General features: G+C 66.6%; 13 protein-coding genes and 1 tRNA gene. 2 read left to right on the top strand and 12 right to left on the bottom strand.

Features of this window, described 5'->3' with window-relative positions; genetic code table 11:
* Positions 1–27: 27 nt before the first annotated feature.
* The 10 genes from L1F31_RS16225 to L1F31_RS16270 form a co-directional block, all read right to left on the bottom strand.
* The gene (locus L1F31_RS16225) at positions 28–795 is read right to left on the bottom strand and encodes an SDR family NAD(P)-dependent oxidoreductase (RefSeq protein WP_265418267.1); all 768 of its coding nucleotides are present in this window, start codon (positions 793–795) and stop codon (positions 28–30) included.
* Complete coding sequence (locus L1F31_RS16230) at positions 792–1,538, bottom strand: SDR family NAD(P)-dependent oxidoreductase (protein ID WP_265418268.1); 747 nt, start codon at positions 1,536–1,538, stop codon at positions 792–794. The genes L1F31_RS16225 and L1F31_RS16230 overlap by 4 nt, the downstream gene beginning before the upstream one ends.
* 9 nt (positions 1,539–1,547) lie before the next feature.
* Positions 1,548–2,639: a proline racemase family protein gene (locus L1F31_RS16235; protein WP_265418269.1), complete on the bottom strand. Its 1,092-nt coding sequence runs from the start codon at positions 2,637–2,639 to the stop codon at positions 1,548–1,550.
* 31 nt (positions 2,640–2,670) lie between these two features.
* Positions 2,671–3,573 (bottom strand): dihydrodipicolinate synthase family protein, encoded by a 903-nt coding sequence (locus tag L1F31_RS16240; RefSeq protein ID WP_265418270.1) that lies wholly within the window; start codon positions 3,571–3,573, stop codon positions 2,671–2,673.
* Positions 3,574–3,651: 78 nt separating this feature from the next.
* Positions 3,652–4,899, bottom strand: a complete 1,248-nt coding sequence (locus tag L1F31_RS16245) for an FAD-dependent oxidoreductase (RefSeq protein WP_265418271.1) — start codon at positions 4,897–4,899, stop codon at positions 3,652–3,654.
* A gap of 365 nt (positions 4,900–5,264) precedes the next feature.
* The gene (locus L1F31_RS16250; protein ID WP_265418272.1) at positions 5,265–6,050 is read right to left on the bottom strand and encodes a GntR family transcriptional regulator; all 786 of its coding nucleotides are present in this window, start codon (positions 6,048–6,050) and stop codon (positions 5,265–5,267) included.
* 12 nt (positions 6,051–6,062) lie between these two features.
* Positions 6,063–6,656, bottom strand: a complete 594-nt coding sequence (locus tag L1F31_RS16255) for a short chain dehydrogenase (protein ID WP_265418273.1) — start codon at positions 6,654–6,656, stop codon at positions 6,063–6,065.
* Between the two features lie 133 nt (positions 6,657–6,789).
* Positions 6,790–7,386, bottom strand: a complete 597-nt coding sequence (locus L1F31_RS16260) for an OmpA family protein (protein WP_265418274.1) — start codon at positions 7,384–7,386, stop codon at positions 6,790–6,792.
* Positions 7,383–7,997: a hypothetical protein gene (locus L1F31_RS16265; protein WP_265418275.1), complete on the bottom strand. Its 615-nt coding sequence runs from the start codon at positions 7,995–7,997 to the stop codon at positions 7,383–7,385. Before L1F31_RS16265 ends, L1F31_RS16260 begins: the two co-directional genes overlap by 4 nt.
* 273 nt (positions 7,998–8,270) lie before the next feature.
* Positions 8,271–8,359: transfer RNA gene (locus tag L1F31_RS16270), tRNA-Ser, on the bottom strand.
* Between the two features lie 378 nt (positions 8,360–8,737).
* On the opposite strand from L1F31_RS16270, the gene L1F31_RS16275 reads away from it, so the two are divergent.
* Positions 8,738–11,140, top strand: coding sequence for an LCP family glycopolymer transferase (locus tag L1F31_RS16275; protein WP_265418276.1), 2,403 nt, complete (start codon positions 8,738–8,740; stop codon positions 11,138–11,140).
* On the top strand, positions 11,137–13,386 hold the full coding sequence (locus L1F31_RS16280; RefSeq protein WP_265418277.1) for an FAD/NAD(P)-binding protein: 2,250 nt from the start codon (positions 11,137–11,139) through the stop codon (positions 13,384–13,386). Before L1F31_RS16275 ends, L1F31_RS16280 begins: the two co-directional genes overlap by 4 nt.
* Before the next feature lie 311 nt (positions 13,387–13,697).
* Here the strand turns inward: L1F31_RS16280 and L1F31_RS16285 are convergent, their stop codons facing one another.
* Entirely contained in the window at positions 13,698–16,088 is a 2,391-nt protein-coding gene (locus L1F31_RS16285; protein ID WP_265418278.1) for a YhgE/Pip family protein, read from the bottom strand.
* Positions 16,085–18,964, bottom strand: a complete 2,880-nt coding sequence (locus tag L1F31_RS16290) for an MMPL family transporter (protein WP_265418279.1) — start codon at positions 18,962–18,964, stop codon at positions 16,085–16,087. The genes L1F31_RS16285 and L1F31_RS16290 overlap by 4 nt, the downstream gene beginning before the upstream one ends.
* Between the last annotated feature and the right edge of the window lie 94 nt (positions 18,965–19,058).

Genomic DNA, 19,058 nt, shown 5'->3' on the forward strand with positions numbered 1-19,058 from the left:
GTCGGGCAGGCTGCCGATGAACCGAAGTCAGCGCACGTAGTCCGCGCCTGTGACGTCGATCGTCGACCCGGTGAGGTGACGGGCCCGGCCGGAAGCGAGGAAGGCAACGAGTTCGGCCACATCCTCAGGAGGGGTGACCTCGCGCAGCGGCAGACCTGCCAGCACCTCGTCCGATACGGCGCCGGCCGCCAGTCCGGTGTCGACCCAGCCCGGTGCGATGGCATAGGCACACACGCCGAGGTGGCCGTACCCTCGCGCGATCCCCTTCGTCAGGCTGAGCAGGCCGGCCTTGGCCGCACCGTAGGCCAGATGTTCGGCATCGTCGCCGCGGTGGGCCGAGCGGCTCGTCATATTGATGATCGCTCCCCCACCGTGGTCGGCGAAGTCGAGCAGCGCCTGCCGGCAGAGGTCGGCAGCAGACAGGAGGTTGAGCTGCAGGTTCGCGTCCCATCCCCTGGCCCACGCATCGCTCCCTGCGGCTCGGTTGTCCTCCGCCTCGAGGGGTGAGGCGATCCAGGCACCGGCGTTGTTGACCAGAGTGTCGATGCCGCCCATCGCCGAGGATGCTGCGGCCCAGATCTCGGTCGCCGCTTCCCGATCGGATAAGTCGCCGTGGACGAGGTGGACCCGCTCGCCGAGCTCGGCGGCGAGCGCTGTGGCACCGGCTTCGTCGGAATTGAAGTGGACGGCCACCTCGGCGCCGTCACGGTGGACGGTACGGGCGATCGCGGCGCCGATCCCCTTCGATGCGCCGGTGACGAGGATGCGTCGACCGGTCAGTGCTCCCGCGCTCATGATCCCACCTGCTGAGCGCCGGCGATCTCGATTGCGGCGCCGGAGATGAAGGACGCTCGGTCGCTGAGCAGGAAGGTCGTGAGTTCGGCGACTTCGCTGGGGCGGCCCAGCCGTCCCAGCGGGATCGTCGAGGCGAGTTCTGATTCGGCGATTCCATTGTCGTCGAGTTTCTGCTGGAGCATCGGGGTGAGGATCTCACCGGGGCAGATCGAGTTCGCCCGCACTCCCTGGGCCCCGAAGTCCACGGCGAGGCTGCGGGTCAGCGAGGCGACGGCGGCCTTCGAACTGTTGTACGCGATATGACCGCGAGCCGGCTGCAGCCCCCACTGTGAGGCGATGTTGACGATCGCACCTGACTCGGCGGCGATGAGAGAGGGCAGTGCCGCGCGGCACAGTCGCATCACCGCGTCGACGTTGACTCCGAACGTCACCGCCCAGTCGTCGTCATCGACTTCGAGCAGATCTCCTCGGCGCATCACTCCGGCGCAGTTGACCAGTCCGTCGATCTCTCCGAGACTCTCGCCGACCTCGGCGATGAGTTCCGAGCAGGCCTGCGGCTCGGTGAGATCCGCAATGAACGGGGTGATCGCCTCGGCGGGGAGGCCGTCCTCGGGACCGATCGCGGCCTCGATCCGATCAACCGCGGCAACAAGCGCTCCCTGCCTGGCGCAGGCGGCCGCGATGGCTGAGCCGATGCCGCCGGCAGCGCCGGTGACGATGACTCGTCGACCCTGCAGTTCCATGTTCTCTCCTCAGTTCTCGAATGTGGGTGCGGATACGGTGGTGCCTTCGCTCCAGATGTCGCCGACGGTGTAGCCGAGCGGGAACGGGTCATCGGTCTCGAGGACGAGCTGCTGGAATCCTGTGATCCAGCCGCGCCCGGTGATCGAGGGGATCACGGCCGGCAGTCCGCCGATCTCGGTCTCTTCCTTCACCACTGCGGTGAAGGTCGTGCCCATCATCGATTCGTGGACGAAGCGCTGGCCGACGGGCAGCTCGCCGCGGGCGTGCTTGGCCGCGACCCGACCGCTCGTCCCGGTTCCACAGGGCGAACGGTCGAGCGTCCCGGTCCACGTGCTCGGGTCGTCGAGGTCGACGACGCCGTTGGGCAGGACGACCGCGTTGCGTCCATCCGTGCCCGCGGTACGGGCCGGGCCGTGGATCATCGGCAGTCCGATCGAGTCGATCTCGGGGATGAGCGGATGGCTGACCTCGAACGTCTCGTTCGCCGCCTGCCGCATCACGCTGGCAGCGCGGATGATCTCCTTCGCGTTGGCCGGATCGAGGTCCACGCCGAGGTGGTCCGCCGAGGTCTGCACGTAGAACTGTCCGCCGAAGACGATGTCGACGGGGATCGTCCCATAGCCGGGCACCTCGAGGGGCAGGTCGAGCCCGTGGACGAAGGCCGGGACGTTGTCGAAGGTGACCGACTTCGCCCTGCCCGCCTCCACCTCGGCGCGGACCGTGACGACACCGGCAGCAGTGTCGACCCGCAGTTCGGTGACGGGTTCGGTGACGTCGACGGCTCCGGTCTCGACGAGCGCCGTGACGGTGCAGATGAGGTTCGACCCCGACATCGGTTTGAACCCGCCCTGTTCCATGACGATCATCCCGAAATCGCAGCTCGGGTCCGTCGCAGGTACGACGATCGGCGAGCACAGGCCGGGATAGCCGCGGGGTTCGTGCAGGATGAGGGTGCGGAAGTCGTCGAGATGCTCTTCGCAATAGCGCAGCTTCTCGGCCATCGTCGCACCTTTGACCCGCAGTCCCGAGCTGATGAGCACTCGTCCGGGTTCACCGGCCGCGTGAACGTCGACGGCCTGGATGAGCTGTCTGTTCTTCACTGTTCCTCGTCTCTGCGTCTGTGCGCGGGCTTCAGCCCACGACTTCGACGCCGGCGCTGCGGAGCAGACCGCGGAACTCATCGACGAACTCCTCGGCCAAGGGCAGGATCGGAGAACGGGTCGGGCCGGCGTCGACGCCGACGAGTGCCGTCCCTGCCTTGATGGCGCCAGCATAGTTGTGCGACTCGAGGAAGACACAGATCGGATTGATCTTCTCCCACAGCTTCCGACCCCGATCGAGGTCCTTATTCACGACGACCGCCTCGTAGAGTTCGGAGCAGAGGCCGGGAACGACGCTCGCGGCTCCCCAGACTCCTGCTTCTGCACCGAGGGCGAAGGCGGCGAAGGTCAGAGTGTCCCAGCCGTTGAGGGCTTGGATGTCAGCCGCCTGCCCGTAGCGGACCTCGGTGAACTTCGGGAAGTCCCCGCCGGTGTCCTTATAGCTGGTCACACCGGTGCGACGACCGAGTTCACCCAGCTGCTCGGCGCTGAGCTCCACCCCGGTCGCCGCTGGGATGTTGTAGTACATGATCGGGATGTCGACCGCCTCGGTGACGGCCGCATAGTGGGCGATGAGCGCATCGAAATCGGGGGCGTCGTAGAAGGGCGGGACGATCATCACAGCGTCGGCTCCTGCGTCCTTCGCGTCCCGGGTGAGTTCGATCGTCTCCGCTGTGCTCAGGGCGCCGGTGCCGGCGACGACGGGCACGCGTCCCGCGGCTGCTTCGATGTAGGCCCGGTTGGAGGCCTTGCGTTCCGCGACGGTCAGGGAGGTGAATTCCCCGGTGGATCCGCCGGGCACGAGTCCGTGGACTCCATTGCCGACGATATGGTCGACCTGTCGGCGAATGCCTTCGGTGTCGATCTCGGACCCATCTGCGGTGAAGGGGGTGACGACGGCGGCCAAGACGCCGGTGAACTGCTGTGTGGTCATGGGGCTTTCCTGTTCTGTTCGGGCACGAGTGGTGCGGGTGGTGAGCGGGTGCGGCTCGGGTGGCCGTCCGGTGTGGGTTCAGAATCGGTTCGGGGACACCCGGGCGAGAAGTTCGTCGGGCAGGGTCGAGCTTCCGTCCGTCATGAGCCCGGCGAGCAGGCGGGCGGATCCGGGTGCCAGTGTCAGACCGAGCATCGAGTGTCCGGAGTTGATGTAGGCATTCTGCGCCGATCCGAGACGTCCGATGACGGGGAGGCCGTCCGGGGTCATGGGACGCGAGCCTGCCCACGGGGTCTGCTCACCGTCGCCGTCGTCCCAGTCACGGAAGGCTTCCTGCGCGGACCGGCGGATGGCGCCGACGCGGATGTCGTTGACTCGGTCGTCCTTGCTTCCGAATTCCATGGTTCCGGCCAAGCGGAGCATGCCGTCCAGCGGAGTGACTGCGACGCGAGCGTCTTCGAGTGTCAGGGAGGTGCGCAGTCGGATGGGGGCCGGCGAGTAGTCGATGCTGTACCCCTTGCCCGAGTAGATCGGGATCTTCTGACCAAGGCCTGCGGCCAGCGCACCGGAGGGGACTCCGGCGGCGATGACGATGGCGTCGGCATCGATGACCTCGGCGTCGGTCGTGACGACGGCGGTCACGACATCGCCGGAGCGGACGAAGCGCTGCACTCGCGTGTCTTCGCGCACGACCACACCGAGGTCGGCCAGTTTCGCCAGCAGGCCCGCGGTCAGGGAGTCGGGTTCGATCTGCCGGTCGGCAGAGAAGAAGAGTCCGTGGCGGATCCGATCGCTCAATGCCGGTTCGGCTTCGCGCACCTCATCATCGTGCAGACGCTGCGGATGGTGGCCCGCGGCTTCGAAGACGGGCAGGCTTGCGCAGTGTTCGTCGAAGCGTTCGCGGGTTTCGAAGGCCAGCAGCACTCCGCGGTCGTGCATTTCGAAATCGATGCCCTGCCGCTGGTATTCGTCGAAGAGGTCGTTCGCATCCTCGCCGAGGCGCAGGTGGAGGTCGAGTCCGGCGTCGAAATCGCGTGCATTGCAGTGCCGGGCCATCTGCAGCAGGAACTTCAGATACCCGGGAGCCAGGGACGGCTTGATCGACAGCGGGCTGTCGGGCCTGAGCATCCAGCGGATGCCCTGCAGGAGAACTCCCGGCGCCGGGACCGGCGTGCTCTCGGCGATGGCGATCTTCGCCGCGTTGCCGTGGGAGGCACCGGCGCCGCAGCGTCCGGCCTCGATGACGGTGACGTCGTGCCCGCGCTGTGCCAGTTCGTATGCGCTGGTCAGCCCGACCACGCCGCCTCCGATGATGACAGTCTTCATCCGGTCCCCTCCATTGGTCTCCCGAGTCGGCGGATCCTCGACCGACTCAGACGCCGGCATCACCGCTTGCATTTACATTGTATGACAATCTCTTGAGGAATACGCTACGCAGAGTTTGTGAGATCGTCAATGCCTCTCACCTCTGTGAATGATGGGCATTCTTCGGGTGATCCCCGGGCAGGGCGGGATCGAGGTGCGGCGGGGACGATCCACGGCGTGACAGAAGCGGTGGGGTCGCTTCAGAAGGTGCAGAGTCGTGCGGGGCCATCGGCGCCGAAAAACAGGGCCCAGCTGCAGCGGTGCTGCTGAGCCGCCTCGGCGAGCTTCAGCTGTGGTCGGTGGGGCTCAGCCTTGGTCGGTGGAGCTCAGCCCTGGTCAGTGGAGCCGGAGACGAGGAGCGCGAGTTCCTGGGCGCTGTCCATCGTGTGGACGTCGAGTGCTGTGCGGATGCGGGCACGGTCGCCGCTGCGGATGGCGCGCATGAGCGCGGCGTGGATGGCGTGTGCGCGGCCGGAGTCGCGCCTGGTGAACTGATCGTAGGCGAGGATGATCGTCATCTGGGCTTCGACGACGGGCCAGATGCGCATGAGCAGATAGTTGTCCGCCGCTTCCCAGATGCCGCGGTGGAATCGGATGTGCGCCTCGTGGACGGCGAGCGGGTCGGCCGCAGTGCTCTCGCTCTCGAAGCGCTTCCAGATCTCCTCCAGGCGAGCCATGCGCCCGCCCGTGGGATCGTCGAGGATCTCGTCGATGGCTTCGCTGTCGAGCGCCACGCGGACACGGGCGATCTCGAGCATCGAGTCGACTTCGATGTTGGACACGCGCAGGCCCCGGTAGGCCTCCTGGATGAGGAAGCCGTCGCGCGCCATCTGGTTGAGTGCCTCACGGGCTGTCGGCCTGCTGACCTCGAGCGACGAGGTCAGGTCCGCTTCGATGATCCGCTGGCCGGGCATGAGCTCGCCGAGCACGATGCGGCGTTTGATCTCGTCGATGACGCGCTGGCGACGTTCGGTGTTCGAGGCGGGCGGGCGCGCGGCAACTCGGTCGGCCGAACGGTCGGCGGAGCGGTCGTCAGAGCGCGAGGCAACCCGGTCGGACCGATTGCCCTCGGTCTTTGCGCTGCCCTTCTCATTGCCTGCGGCCGCCGCCATCGTCAGACCGCCTCAGACCGTGAGGATGCGGCCGGTGACGTTGCCCTCGATCGAACGCACGAAGGCATTCGCCACCTCTTCGTCGCTCACCGGGGTCATTCCGGCGAAGGCGTCGTGATAGTGCGGGGAGTTCGCGAGCACGTTCGGGCTGACCGCGTTGATGCGGATGCCGCGCGGGAGCTCAGGCGCGGCGGAGATGACGAAGGACTCGACGGCCCCGTTGGCCATGGCAGCAGCCGCAGCGGTCGGCACGGGCTCTCGGCTGAGGACTCCGGTGACGAAAGTGATCGAACCTCCGTCGCTGAGGTGGTCGAGGCCCTGGGTGACGAACTCGATCTGGCCCATCGTCTTCGAGGTGAGCGCCGCGGTGTAGTCCTCGCGGGTGAGTTCAGTGACCGGCTTGAATGCGGCGGCACCGACGGCGACGACGATCGCGTCGACAGTGCCGACGGCCTGCAGCAGGCGGGAGATCGAATCGGGATCCGAGGTATCGACGCCCGGGTCGGTCGAGCGCGTCACGCCGATGACTTCGTGGCCTCGCCGCTCGAGTTCGGCGCGTGCCACGCCGCCGACATGTCCGGCCGATCCCACCAGCAGAATCTTCATCCTGACCTCCTTGCGCTGCTCGGACGATGCGTCGATCGCCTCGTCGTCCAAAGATTTTGTCAGACGTTCTTCGATTGACTGACAATTCCGAGTGTAGGGGATGACACCCTATCCGGCCAGCCTTCGGTCCGACTCAGTCTTCGTAGCGGATCTCGACGCGGCGGTTCTTCGCTCGGCCCTCGGGATCGTCTTTGCCGCTCTTCTCGTTCGATGCGACGGGATCGGACTCGCCGAATCCCTTCGCCGTCACGTCGAGGCCGGATTTCGCCGAGGTGAGCACCTCGGAGACGGCCTTCGCGCGGTCCTCGGAGAGCTTCTTGTTGTAGTCGTCCTCGCCCTTGGAATCCGTGTGACCGCCGACGGTGATCTCCGAGTCCGTCGGCAGATCCTCGGCGAGCTCCTCGATCTTCTTCTTCGCTTCGTCACTGAGCTCGGACGAGTCGAAGTCGAAGAGGATATCGGTGTCGAGGGTGACGACGGTGTCGCCTCCGTCGACCTTGGTGGATTCGAGGTCTTCGATTCCTTTGTCCAGCTCGTCAATCCCCTTGTCGAGTTCGACGATGCTCTCCTCCAGCTTCGACTGCTCGGGGTCGGTGAAATCATCGGGGGTCGGAGTGCCTCTGTCCGCAACGTCCTGTGGAGTCACCGAGTTCGCGGCCGTGGGCAGGGCGGCGATGGCGATGCCGATGGCAAGTACCGCCGCTGTGGAACAGGCAACTGCGAGTCTCACGAGATCTTCGCTTCGGTCACAAGATTCATGCCGTCGACGACCGAGACTTCGACCTCCTGCACGTCTGGCGGCGGGGCCGCGAAGACAGCGAAGGCGTAGTAGGTCTGACCGGGCTTGAACTTCGGCCCCTGAGAGGTGGTCTGTGCCCGATTGACATTGTGCTTGAGCACCTGGTGCTTGCGCAGGTTCCGCGAGTCGACGAGGAACGGATCCCAGGATTCGTCGCCGAGATATCCGTAGAGCCAATCTTCTTCGGTCGAGCTCGAGTTGACGGTGAATCCGAACTGAGCGACGACGGTCTCACCCTGCCGCTTGAGGGCAAACAGGTCGACCTTCAACTTCGCGTCGTCGTCGCCTTCGACGGTGGCGGGGATGTCCTGGGAGGCGATCGGATCGGGCAGATCATTCATATCGAGGCCGGCCGCCTCGGCGGATCCCGCTTCGCCCTTCGCTCCCCCATCCCCGGAATCATCGGATGCCTGCTCCGTCTCCTGCGAACCGGAGTCATCGGTCTTCGACGCGTCCGCGTCGTCCCCGGATGAGCAAGCTGTCAGGGTCACGGCCAGAACGACGGCGGCAGCGGACAGAGCTGTCCTGCGGATGGGGCGCATGGTGGTTTCGGTTCTCCTCGAAGGTCGCCGGAGTCGATCCCGTTCGGGGGCCTCCGGTGGCGGTGGGGACGGACTCATATCACCCTAGCCCGAAGTCGCCCCATATTCACTACAGGCCTTGTCGACTGCGGTGAACCTTCGGTGAACTGGTCGCCCGGTTCGAACCGAATCGGTCACTGGTCGAACCGAACCGTTTCCTGGTCAGCACAGCGAGTCATGCGAAAACCCCCGCGTTCCGCTCGTTTCAGCGATACGCGGGGGTTTCCCGTTGTGCGGAGCCGGTGGGATTTGAACCCACGGTCCCCCTATTGGAGGACTTCACCTTAGCAGGGTGACGCTTTCGGCCGCTCAGCCACGACTCCTTCTTATGCAGCGCCCCGGCCGTCCCATGGAAAACATGTCGACAGACCTGCCAGCACTACGGGTAACAGCCTAAGGGAAAGGAGCCGCCCAGAGCAAAGCGCAGACGATGAGAGTGGGCTTCGTCATAGAATCGACGACCCGCGATCTCCGTAAATTCGGGCCGAACGTCCCGTTTCCCACGCTCCCCCACACCGGAATTCCAGCATTCATCAATGTCCGGGCGTAAAATCAGCGTGATGTGCTTTGCGGTCTGCTCTCCTCTCCTTGCGGGAACACCGGTCGGGACTGCCTGCGTCGGACGACGCTCCCGATGCCGACGGATGAGAACGACGAGCGGGCCGTACTGCACGAGAAGAGAGTTTTGAGGAGTAGACAACTTGCCAGAGTTTCCCCCTGACAAGCACGGACCGAACGGGAACGACCCCGATTCTCCCGCCGCAGGTCGTCGGCTCCGCGCCTCCTCTCGTCCCCGTTTCCGCGGCGACACGGCCGCCAGCGACAATGGCGATTCACCACCGTCGCACTCCCGCCAATCCCCCACCGGCGCATTCGAACCGCGCAGCTCCCGGTCTGATTCCGACCGGCCCCGTCGTTCCCAGTCCGACTCCCGAGGACGATCTTCCCGTGCAGACGTCGGCGACGACGCCTACACCAGTGCCCGTCCCGCACAGCCGAAATCCTCCGCAGCCCCGACCCCGCGTCCGGTCGCCCCGCGGACCCGACGCGAGGCTCGCATGCTGCGTGCCGCAGCCGCCAGCGGAGCTTCCGCAGCCGGCGTTGCCGCCGCCGCAGGATCGAACACTCCTGATGACCCGCACTCCGACACGCCGGGTTCAGCCGATCGCAGGTCAGCCCGCCGAGCCGACCACGATGCCCCGCGCACGTTCGCACGGCAGGACAGGACCGCCTCGGCGAGCGACGACGGCGAAGCCGGCGACTCACCCACCAGCCGCCGCGAAGCACGCGAACGACTCGCCGCCGAAGGCCGTGAGCGCGGCCGCGGTCGCGGTTCTCGCGACCGCACGGCGGCAGCCGACCGCAAGCAGACCGGCGCTCGTGCGGCTGCCGGCGCAGGCGGATCCACGGGTGGCCGCGATACCGAGGCGGCTCGAAACAGCGACTCGGCGGGCCACGGGCCCGCACGGGCGCGCCGGCATTCCTCCCGCCTCGGCGAGACCTTCCCCAGCCTTGTCGGCTGGACCTCGCTGAGCACACTGCTTCCCGGCATCGGGCTGCTGCGCACTCGCTTCCGGCCCGCCGGTCTCTTGGTGTTCGGGCTCTTCGTCCTCACGCTGATCGTCGGACTCATCTATCTGCTGGTCAAGGGACCGGTTCGAGCGGTCGCGACCGTGATTGCCAGCCCGACGACGCTGAACTTCCTCGCCATCGCTGCGGTGCTCGTGGCGGTGATCTGGATCCTCGTGATGGTCGTGTCCCACCTCGGGCTGCGGCGCGGGCACCGATATCGGCCCTGGCAGAACAAGCTTGCCGGCGTCCTCGTCGTCTCCCTGGCACTGATCATCGGCATTCCGCTGGGCGTCGGCTCGGTGTTCGCCCGCGTGCAGTCATCAACGGTGGCCAGCCTCTTCGGCGACAGCACCGGCAAGGCCCACAGCGCTGAGGAACTCTGGGCGGACAAGCCCTATATCAACGTATTCCTCATGGGCCGCGACAACGGCGACGACCGTGAGGGCACCCGCCCCGATACGATGCTCGTGGCCTCGATCGACACGAAGACCGGCAACGCCGCGCTCATCTCCGTGCCCCGCAACCTCGCGTTCCCGATCTTCCCCGAAGGCAGCGAACTCGAGAAGCAGTGGCCCGACGGTTTCCGTCCCTCCGGCAACTCCTCGGAGGACCTCATCAACGCCGTCTGGCAGTGGGGCGAGCAGAACCCGGACCAGATCGGCAATGCGCACGGCCTCGAACCGGGAATGTGGACGACGATGCAGGCCGTCGAGGGCTCCCTGGGACTCAAACTCGACTACTGGGCAGCGGTCGATATGGCCGGATTCGAAGACGTCGTCGATGCCATCGGCGGAGTCAAGATCGACGTCGAACGCCCCATCCCGATGGGCGGCGGAAAATCGATGTCCGGCGTGAAGAACGAAGTCTACGGCTGGGTCGACCCCGGTCCGCAGACGCTCAAGGGCAAGGACGCACTGTGGTATGTCCGCTCCCGTGAGGGCAGCGACAACTACGACCGCATGTGTCGTCAGCAGCGGATGCTCAAGACGACACTCGAACAGGTCGACCCGCAGGAGATCGCCTCGGCCTATCCGAAGCTCGCGAACTCCGCAACCCGGAACATCGCCACCTCGATTCCACAGAACGAGATCCCTGCGTTCATCGAACTCGCCCTCATGATGCAGAAGGGCGACGTCACCTCGGTGCAGATCAACAACGACGTCACCCCGACCTACGACCCCGACTTCGACGTCCTCCACAAGTGGATCCTCGGCGAGGTCAAGGGCGCGTCGGACGGTGAGGAGACGCCGAAGCCGACCAACGACGGCAGCGAATCCCAGGACTCGGGATCGGGCTCGGAATCGGGCGACGAATCCGCCGCGGCGAACGAGCCGGCAGACTCCGCCGACTCCGGTGAGCAGAGCACCGACGAGGCCGGCTCCGCAGAGGGCGGCTCAGAGGAAGGCGCTGAGGCCACCGCGACACCGGGCGAACCCAACGCCGAAGGCAAGTGCTACCCGAAGGGGTTCAAGCCCGGAGACGACTTCCCCGGCTACCCCGGCCCCGACGCCGGAACCGACGAACAGGGGTGAACGAGCCCGAGAGGACACATGCTCCCGCGGTCGCGATCATCGGCGTCGGACCGCGCGGTCTCACCATCCTCGAACGGCTCGTGGCCCTGGCCGCGAAGCGCTTCGCCGGCTCGTCGGCTGAGCCCGGCACAACCGAGCCCGACGGCACAGCCGAGCCCGCGCTGACCATCCACCTCATCGACCCGTACCCCATGGGTGCGGGCATCGTGTGGCGGACCGATCAGCCCGAGTCTCTGCTGATGAACACCACGATCGCCGAACAGACCGTGTTCCCCGACGCCAGCTGCACCTTCCTCGGCCCCGACGAGGAACCGCCCGGCCCCTCCATGGCCGAGTGGTACGTCGCCGGCGGCGGCACCGAACCGCTTGACTCGACGTTCCCCAGCCGCGCCCTCTACGGCCGCTACCTCCGCGACGCCTACACTCGCATCCGCAGCAATGCACCGGCCTGCGTCGAGATCGTCGAACACCCGACGAAGGCCGAATCCGTCATCGACCTGCCCACGTTGGATGAATCCGACGTTGACACCCCCGTCCCGGAACAGCTCGTGCGCTGCCAGAACGGCACGACGATCATCGCCACCGCCGTGGTGCTCGCCGTCGGCCACATCCCCAGCGCTCAGCCCGAGGAACGCGCCCGGCTGGCGGCGTTCGCCGAACTCAGCAACGGGCTGTACCTGCCGCAGGGGCTGCCGGCAGAGACCCCCGTCGCCGAGGTGGCCCCCGGCGACCGTGTCATCGTCCGCGGTATGGGGCTCAACTACTTCGACCTGCAGACGCTGTTCACCCACGAACGCGGGGGTGAGTACCTCCCGCAGCAGAACGGCGAACTGCGCTACCGACCCAGCGGCCGTGAGCCTCTGCTCGCCCTGGGCTCGCGACGAGGCATTCCGTACCGCAGCAAGCCCATCTGCCGCGACCATCCCCGCAGGGACTGGCCGCTGCGGTACTTCACCAGGGAGAACGTCGCTCTGCTGGCCGGTCTCGACAGTCTCGAGGGTGACGGCTTCGCCGAGGCCAGGTTCAACGATCAGCTGTGGCCGCTCATCCTCGCCGATCTGCGTCTGGCGTACTATCACACGCTGTCCCAGGTCCGCCCCGACGCGTTCGCCGGTGACCCCGGTCAGCTGCGTGAGGCCATCGCCGAGGCGGTCTCCCGCCACCTGACCCGACGCACCTGGCAGGAGACCCACCCACAGGCAGCCGGCCGGGCAACCACCCAATCGACGAGCACGTCCCGGACCGTGCCGAGTCCGCGGACCGCCGCGAGCGCGACAGCCACCGACGATGCCGCCCGGCAGGGGCGCGTCACTCGTGAGGCCTTCGCGTGGTCCGAGATCGAAGAGGCGCTCGTCCCCGATCCGACCGACCGCATGTCGCTGCATTCGCTGCTCAACCCGCTCGAGGGCGAACTCTTCGTCAGTCGCGAACCCGGTGAACCCGGGTCACTGCACGAATGGATGCTCGACTTCCTGCACACCGATCTGCACAGCTCCCTGGCCGGCCCGACGGGCCACCCGGAGAAGGCTCTGTTCCCCGTGCTGTGGCAGTCTCGGCTGCTGCTCAAGGAGCTCATCGTCGCAGGCCACATCGACCGGGTGAGCATCGATATGGAGATCCTCGGCTGGTTCGAGGGCTTCGTCTCCGGAATCTGCGACGGGCCTCCCCCGCAACGCATCGCCGAACTCCTCGCCCTCGCCGAGGCGGGCATCGTGACATTCATCGGCCCGGACATGCGCATCGAGGAGAACACGACTGCTCTCGCAGACGAAGCCTCAGATGTGACTGGCTCGACGGTTGCTTCCTCGGATGCGACTGCCTCGACCGCCGCTTCGACCGCTGTCGCTCGGTCGCCGCGTCCCCACCCGGAGATCTTCAAGGTCACTTCGGCGCAGGCAGCCGGTGAGATCACCGGAGGCGTCGTCATCGACGCTGCCTCCCCAACAAACTCAGTGGCCCGTGCCGCCGATGTGCTGCTGTACGGGATGCTCGAGCGCGGTCAGCTCACCGCTGCCCGCCTGACCTTGGATGATGGACGCGAGAAGTTCCTCAACGGACTCGCTCTCACCCCTCGCCCATACCGGACCATCGACGTCGAAGGGCAGGCGCATCCCCGTCGCTTCGCGCTGTCCATCCAGCTGTCCTCGAAACAGTGGGGTCTGGCGATCGCAGCGAACCCGGGGGTCAACGCCGCCACGCTCAACGACTCTCACGCCGCCGCCGAAGCGATCCTCGACCTCCTCTGAGGCAAAGACTATCGCTGCGGCGGCTATCGCGGCACCGTCGACTCCGCTTTCTGAGCGCGACACCTCTTTCTGCGCCCGCCGAGGCCGCCCTGAGGGCTCGGGAGCGAGAAGGGCCTACGTTCTTCCGAACGGCTCACCGAAGAACGTGATCCCTTCAGAAGAACCTAGGCCGAAACAGCTTCGGTGACCGCCAGCCCCGACCTCGGAGCGCGCGGCCGCCACCACAGCCTCGGCGCCGGGCGCCGGCCGCCGGGCGTCAGCTCCGCCAGCCACGACCGGCGCCGCCAACCGCCAGCGCCGCCGGCCGGCCCTCACGCCATGGCGAGGGCCTCTTCGGGCTTCGTGGTCCGTGCCCGGACGATCGCGAGCAGCGACATCACGATGCCGATGACCGCCCAGGCCAACAGTCCGCCGTAGGCCGCGGCCTGTCCCGAGGTGCCCGCGGCGATTGCGGCGAAGCCGTTCATCGACGGGGTCAGCGGCAGGATCGGGGCCACGAAGTCGAAGAACTGCGGCACCGCGCCGATCGTCCGCCCGGCCACGGCGAGGACCACGGCGATCACCGACAGGAACCTGCCCACACCGCCGAACCACGCCACGAGCGCGAAGTTGAGGATCATGAACACGATCGCTGAGACGAAGGTGAGCACCGCGATGTCGAAGCCCTGGATCGCGTCGATGTCCATGACGGTCACCGCGAGGATCGAGAGCACGAGCGCCTGCAGCACACCGACGATGAGGCCGGGCAGCAGGCCACGCGCCCAGACGGCGAACGAGGACTTCGTCGACAGCAGGGTCGAGGCCGGGATCGGTTTGAGCACCGTGTAGGTGACGAGCGCACCGATCCACAGTGCAAGCATGATGAGCAGCGCGATCGTCGACCCGGCCAGAATGTTCGTCAGGCCGTCCGTGTTCGGAGCCTCGATGTTCGCCGAGGCGACCTTCGACAGCCGGTCACGTTCCGGAGACGTGTAGGTCGGCACTTCGTCCGCTCCGTCCTTGACTCCGTCAGCGAACTTGCTCACGCCCTTCGCGTACTTCCCGGTGCCTTCGTCGAGCTCGTCGAGCCCGGCTGCCAGGTCACCGGTGCCGGTCGCGGCTTCGGAGACGCCGTCGGTGTATTTGCCGACGCCGGTGCTGTACTTGTCGAGTCCGTCGCTGAGCTGACCGGCACCATCGGAGAGCTCCGACGAACCGTCCGCGAGCTGCCCGACTCCCTTGGACAGGGCAGGCATCCCATCGGCGAGCTGCTGATTGCCGTCGGCGACGCCGGCGGCTCCGTCCCTCAGCCCCTGCGAGGCCTTGAGCAGCTTCGGAGCGTTCTTCGAGATGTCCTCCATGCCCTTCGTCAGCTTCCCGAGGCCGTCCTCGAGTCCCGTGACGAACTTCGACATCCCGTCGCTGAGCTCCGAGGCGCCGTCGGCGAGGTCATCGGACCCGCCGAGCAGCGAGGAGCCGTTCTGCTCCTGTTCGAGCCCGTCGACGGCCTTGTTGAGTCCGCCCGAGGTGCCGTTGAGCAACCCTTGAGCATAGGCCTGCTCGATGCCCTGGCAGACCTGGTCGGGGGTACCGGTCGGGCACATCTCGGCCCGCGCCTGGTCTGCCTCGTCGGAACTCATCATGCCCGCCTCGACCAGCGCGTCGAGGTCGGGCTTCGACGCGGCGAGCTGGTCGGCACCGTCAGCGCCCTTCTTCAGCCCATCCCGGTACTGGTGCAGTCCGTCGGAGAGACCGGTGGCACCCGTGGACACGCCCTGCGCGCCCTTGTCGAGTTTCTTGCCGCCGTCGATGAGGTCGTCGAGTCCGCCCTCGCCGGAGTCGCCTGAGCCGGAGAAGCCCTTGATCATCTCGTCGATGGACTTCGTGTATTCGTCGACGCCGTCGGAGAGCTTCCCGGAACCGTCGGCGAGCTTCTGCGTGCTCTCGGGCAGCTTCGAGGTCTGCTTGTCCATCTTGTTCAGGCCCCCGGACATCTCCGAGGCGCCCTTCGACAGTTCGCCGGCGCCGTCGGCGAGGTCGGAGGCACCGGTCTTCAGCTCGCCTCCGGACTTGCCCAGCTCATCCATGCCCTTGGACAGTTCGCCGGCACCGCTCGCGGACTTGTCGGTGCCCTCCTTGAGACCCTTCGCCCCCTTGTCGAGATCCCCGGCGGCGTCGCCGAGGTCCTTCATCTGGTCGCCCATCTTGTTGAAGCCGACGTAGATGTTGTCGAGGTAGGTCTCGGTCATCTTCGTATTGAAGGTCGTGCGGGCCACCTCGGCGACGGACCGTGAGATCTGCGTGTCCGTGGCCGGTGCCGTGCCCGAGACGTCGACGTCGAGCTGCGTCTGGGTGGCCGACTTCGCGTCATCGACCGAGGTCACAGCGCGGGAGAAGCCTTCGGGGATCGTGAGCTTCGCGGCGTAGGTGCCGTCGGAGAGCCCCTGCTTCGCGTCTTCCTCGTCGGTGATGACCCAGTGGATGTTGTTGTCCTCTTCACCCACGAGTCCGCTGGTCAGCTGCCGACCGATCGGCACGGTCTTGCCGTCGACCTTCGCCCCGTCGTCATTGTTGACCACGGCGGCTTCGATGGTGTCGAGCCGGTCCCCACTCTTCCAGGTGGCGAGGATGAATCCGGCCGCCACGATGATCGGGATGAGGACGAGGCCGAGGAGGGAGAGCCAGTTCACCGGCCGCTTCGAGTTCGCACGTTCGAGTCTCACGACTGCACGCCTTCCATGTTGGTGCTGTCAGCGGCGTGGGTGTGTTCGCCGCCGGGTTCGCTGTCGGTTCCGCCTTGCTCGTCGGGCCTGGCCTGATCGAGGTCGAGGTGGAAGTAGTTCGTTTCGGGGCTGAGGAGACCGGTCACATCGCCGTCGGGCAGACCGAGGACGACGGTGGTGCCGTCGGCGACGAGCTGCGGGAGCAGATCGCGCAGATCCCGACCGGTCCCGGCCGAGTCCCGAGCCCCCTGCGCGAGGTGCTCGGCGCCGTCGATGATGAGCAGATCCGGCGCCGAGGCGGCCATCCGTGAGATCTCACGTGAGCTGATCGCCTGGTCGACTTCACCCCGGGTGAGGTCGAAGTACGGCACTTGGCGCCGAACCCGTCCGGCGTGTTCGGGCAGGACGTGCTCGCCGATCTTCATCTCCCCCGCTGTGAGCCCGACCCGGCCGGAGACGGCGAGCAGGAGGGCCTTGCGGGCTGCGCCGCTGGCGACGAGGATCTGGCCGGGCAGCAGGGAGATGTCGACGCGGGCGAATCCGCGCGCACCTGAGTACACGCCGATGCCACGGCCGTAGACTCGGTAGTCCGAGTCCGGTTCCGGCCAGTCGCGCAGGGCCACCTCGTGGGCGAGTCCTTCGCCTTCGACGTCGAGCCTGGGCAGGATCCGGTCGAGCCATTTCGGCAGCCACCAGGCCTTGTCGCCGAGGAGCTGCATGATCGCGGGCACCAGTGACATGCGCACGAGGAACGCGTCGACGAAGATGCCCGAGGCCAGGGCGAGCGCGATCGATTTGATGATCGGTTCGCCGGCGGGGACGAAGGCTGCGAAGACGGAGAACATGATGACCGCGGCCGCGGAGACGACTCTGGCCGATGAGGCGAAACCAGCCTTGATGGCGTCTCTGGCCGAGGACCCATGAACGTAGGCTTCGCGCATGCCGGAGACGAGGAAGACCTCGTAGTCCATGGCCAGGCCGAAGAGGATGCCCATGACGATGATCGGCAGGAAGCTGATCACCGGTCCCGTCGAGTCGATGCCCAGCGGTGCGGCGAAGTACCCGTCGTGGAAGACGAGGACGACGGTGCCGAAGGAGGCGAAGACGGACAGAAGGAAGCCGCCGGTGGCCTTGAGCGGCACCGCGATCGACCGGAAGACCATCATGAGCAGGATGATGGAGAGTCCGACGACGAAGATGCCGAACGGCAGCAGCGCCTTGCCGAGCTGATCGGAGACGTCGATCTGGATCGCCGTGGCTCCGGTGACAGCGGTGTCGAAGTCATAGTCGTCCTCGATCTCCGTGCTCAGCTCCCGCAGCCGGTCCACGGTGTCCAGCGTGGCCGGGTCGTCCGAGGCGGTGGTCGGGATGATCTGGAACAGAGCGGTCGTGGCGTCCCGGTTCGGGGTGGCCATGATGACCTGTTCGACGCCGTCGACCTTCTCGATGCGCTTCTCGATGTCCTCGACGTCCCCGAGCGGGTCGTCGCTGGTCACGATCTGGCTCGTCATCACCAGCGGTCCGTTGTAGCCGGGTCCGAAGTGTTCGTCGATGAGGTCGTAGGTCGCGCGGGCCGGGGAGCCCTGCTCCTGGTCGCCGGCCGTCGGCAGGGACAGCTGGAGCTGGGTGGCGGGGATCGCGAAGAGCGCGAGTCCGCCGACGATGACGACGATCGTCAGCAGCGGAATCTTCGTCACGACCTTGAGCCACCCGGCGAAGAACCTGTTCATGATCGTCTCCGGGTACGGCTCCCCTGCCTCGGCGCGGGCGTCGTCGGCGATCTTCGCCTGGGCGGCATCCGATTCGCTGTGACGCGCCGAGGCGGCCGCGTAGGCCTTCCGGTAGCGCTTCGTCGGCTTCGGGGTGATCTTGGATTTCACGAGGCCGAGCAGCGCCGGGATCATCGTCAGCGAGATGAGCACTGCCACGGCCACCGATCCGGAGGCGCCGATGCCCATGATGGTGAGGAAGGGGATGCCGGCCAGCGACAGGCCGAGCAGGGCGATCATCACTGTCATGCCGGCGAAGACGACGGCGGATCCGGCTGTGGCGACGGCACGTCCGGTCGCCTCGATGGGCTCGTGCCCTTCGGCGAGCAGGGCTCGGGCGCGGGAGACGATGAACAGGGCATAGTCGATGCCCACGGCCAGACCGAGCATGAGTGCGAGCATGATCGACGAGGAGTTGATCGTCGCGAACGCCGTGCCTCCGACGATGAGGAGGACGGAGATGCCGACGCCGATGAGTGCGGTCAGCAGCGGCATTCCGGCGGCGCGGAAGGAACCGAGGGTGAGCAGGAGGACGATGAAGGCGATGACGACTCCGACGCCTTCGACCCAGGAGATCTCGACGCCGGTGATCTGGAAGAGTTCGCCGCCGCCTTCGACCTGTGCTCCGGGCAGGGCTTCGCGCAGCGGGTCGAGGGCGTCGAGGAGGTTGTCGCCGGCGTCCTCGCCGACGTCCTGCTGGGTGCCGTCGTACTGGACGGAGATCATGGCCGCCGAGTCGTCCTTGCTGATGGCGCCCTCGACGAGGTCGGAGTACGGGGAGGTCACCGTGTCGACGTGCGGGAGGTCTTCGAGTCGCTTCACCTCATCATCGATCGCGTCCTTGTACTTCTCATCCGTGACTTTGTCGCCGTCATCGGCGACGACGATGACTGAGGCCGCGACTCCGGCCGCCTCGGGGAAGGTCGACTTCATCGAGTCGAGCGCGGTCTGCGCTTCGGACCCGGGCAGCGTGAAGTCGTTGTCGAAGTCCTTGGCGAAGGCGGCGACGCCCGCCCCGATGAGGACGAAGATGAGCAGCCAGGCGGCGATGAACCGCCATGGGGCGCGATACGCACGACGCCCCAGGGCGTAGAGGAAAGTTGACACGAAAACCTCGATACAAAAGTGTATTGGATACAGTATTGTATTGTTGTGCAATCCTCACCGTCCGTGCAAATGGATCCCAGGAAACGTGAGGATT

The sequence above is a fragment of the Brevibacterium spongiae genome, from assembly GCF_026168515.1.
In the GTDB taxonomy this organism is placed as follows: domain Bacteria; phylum Actinomycetota; class Actinomycetes; order Actinomycetales; family Brevibacteriaceae; genus Brevibacterium; species Brevibacterium spongiae.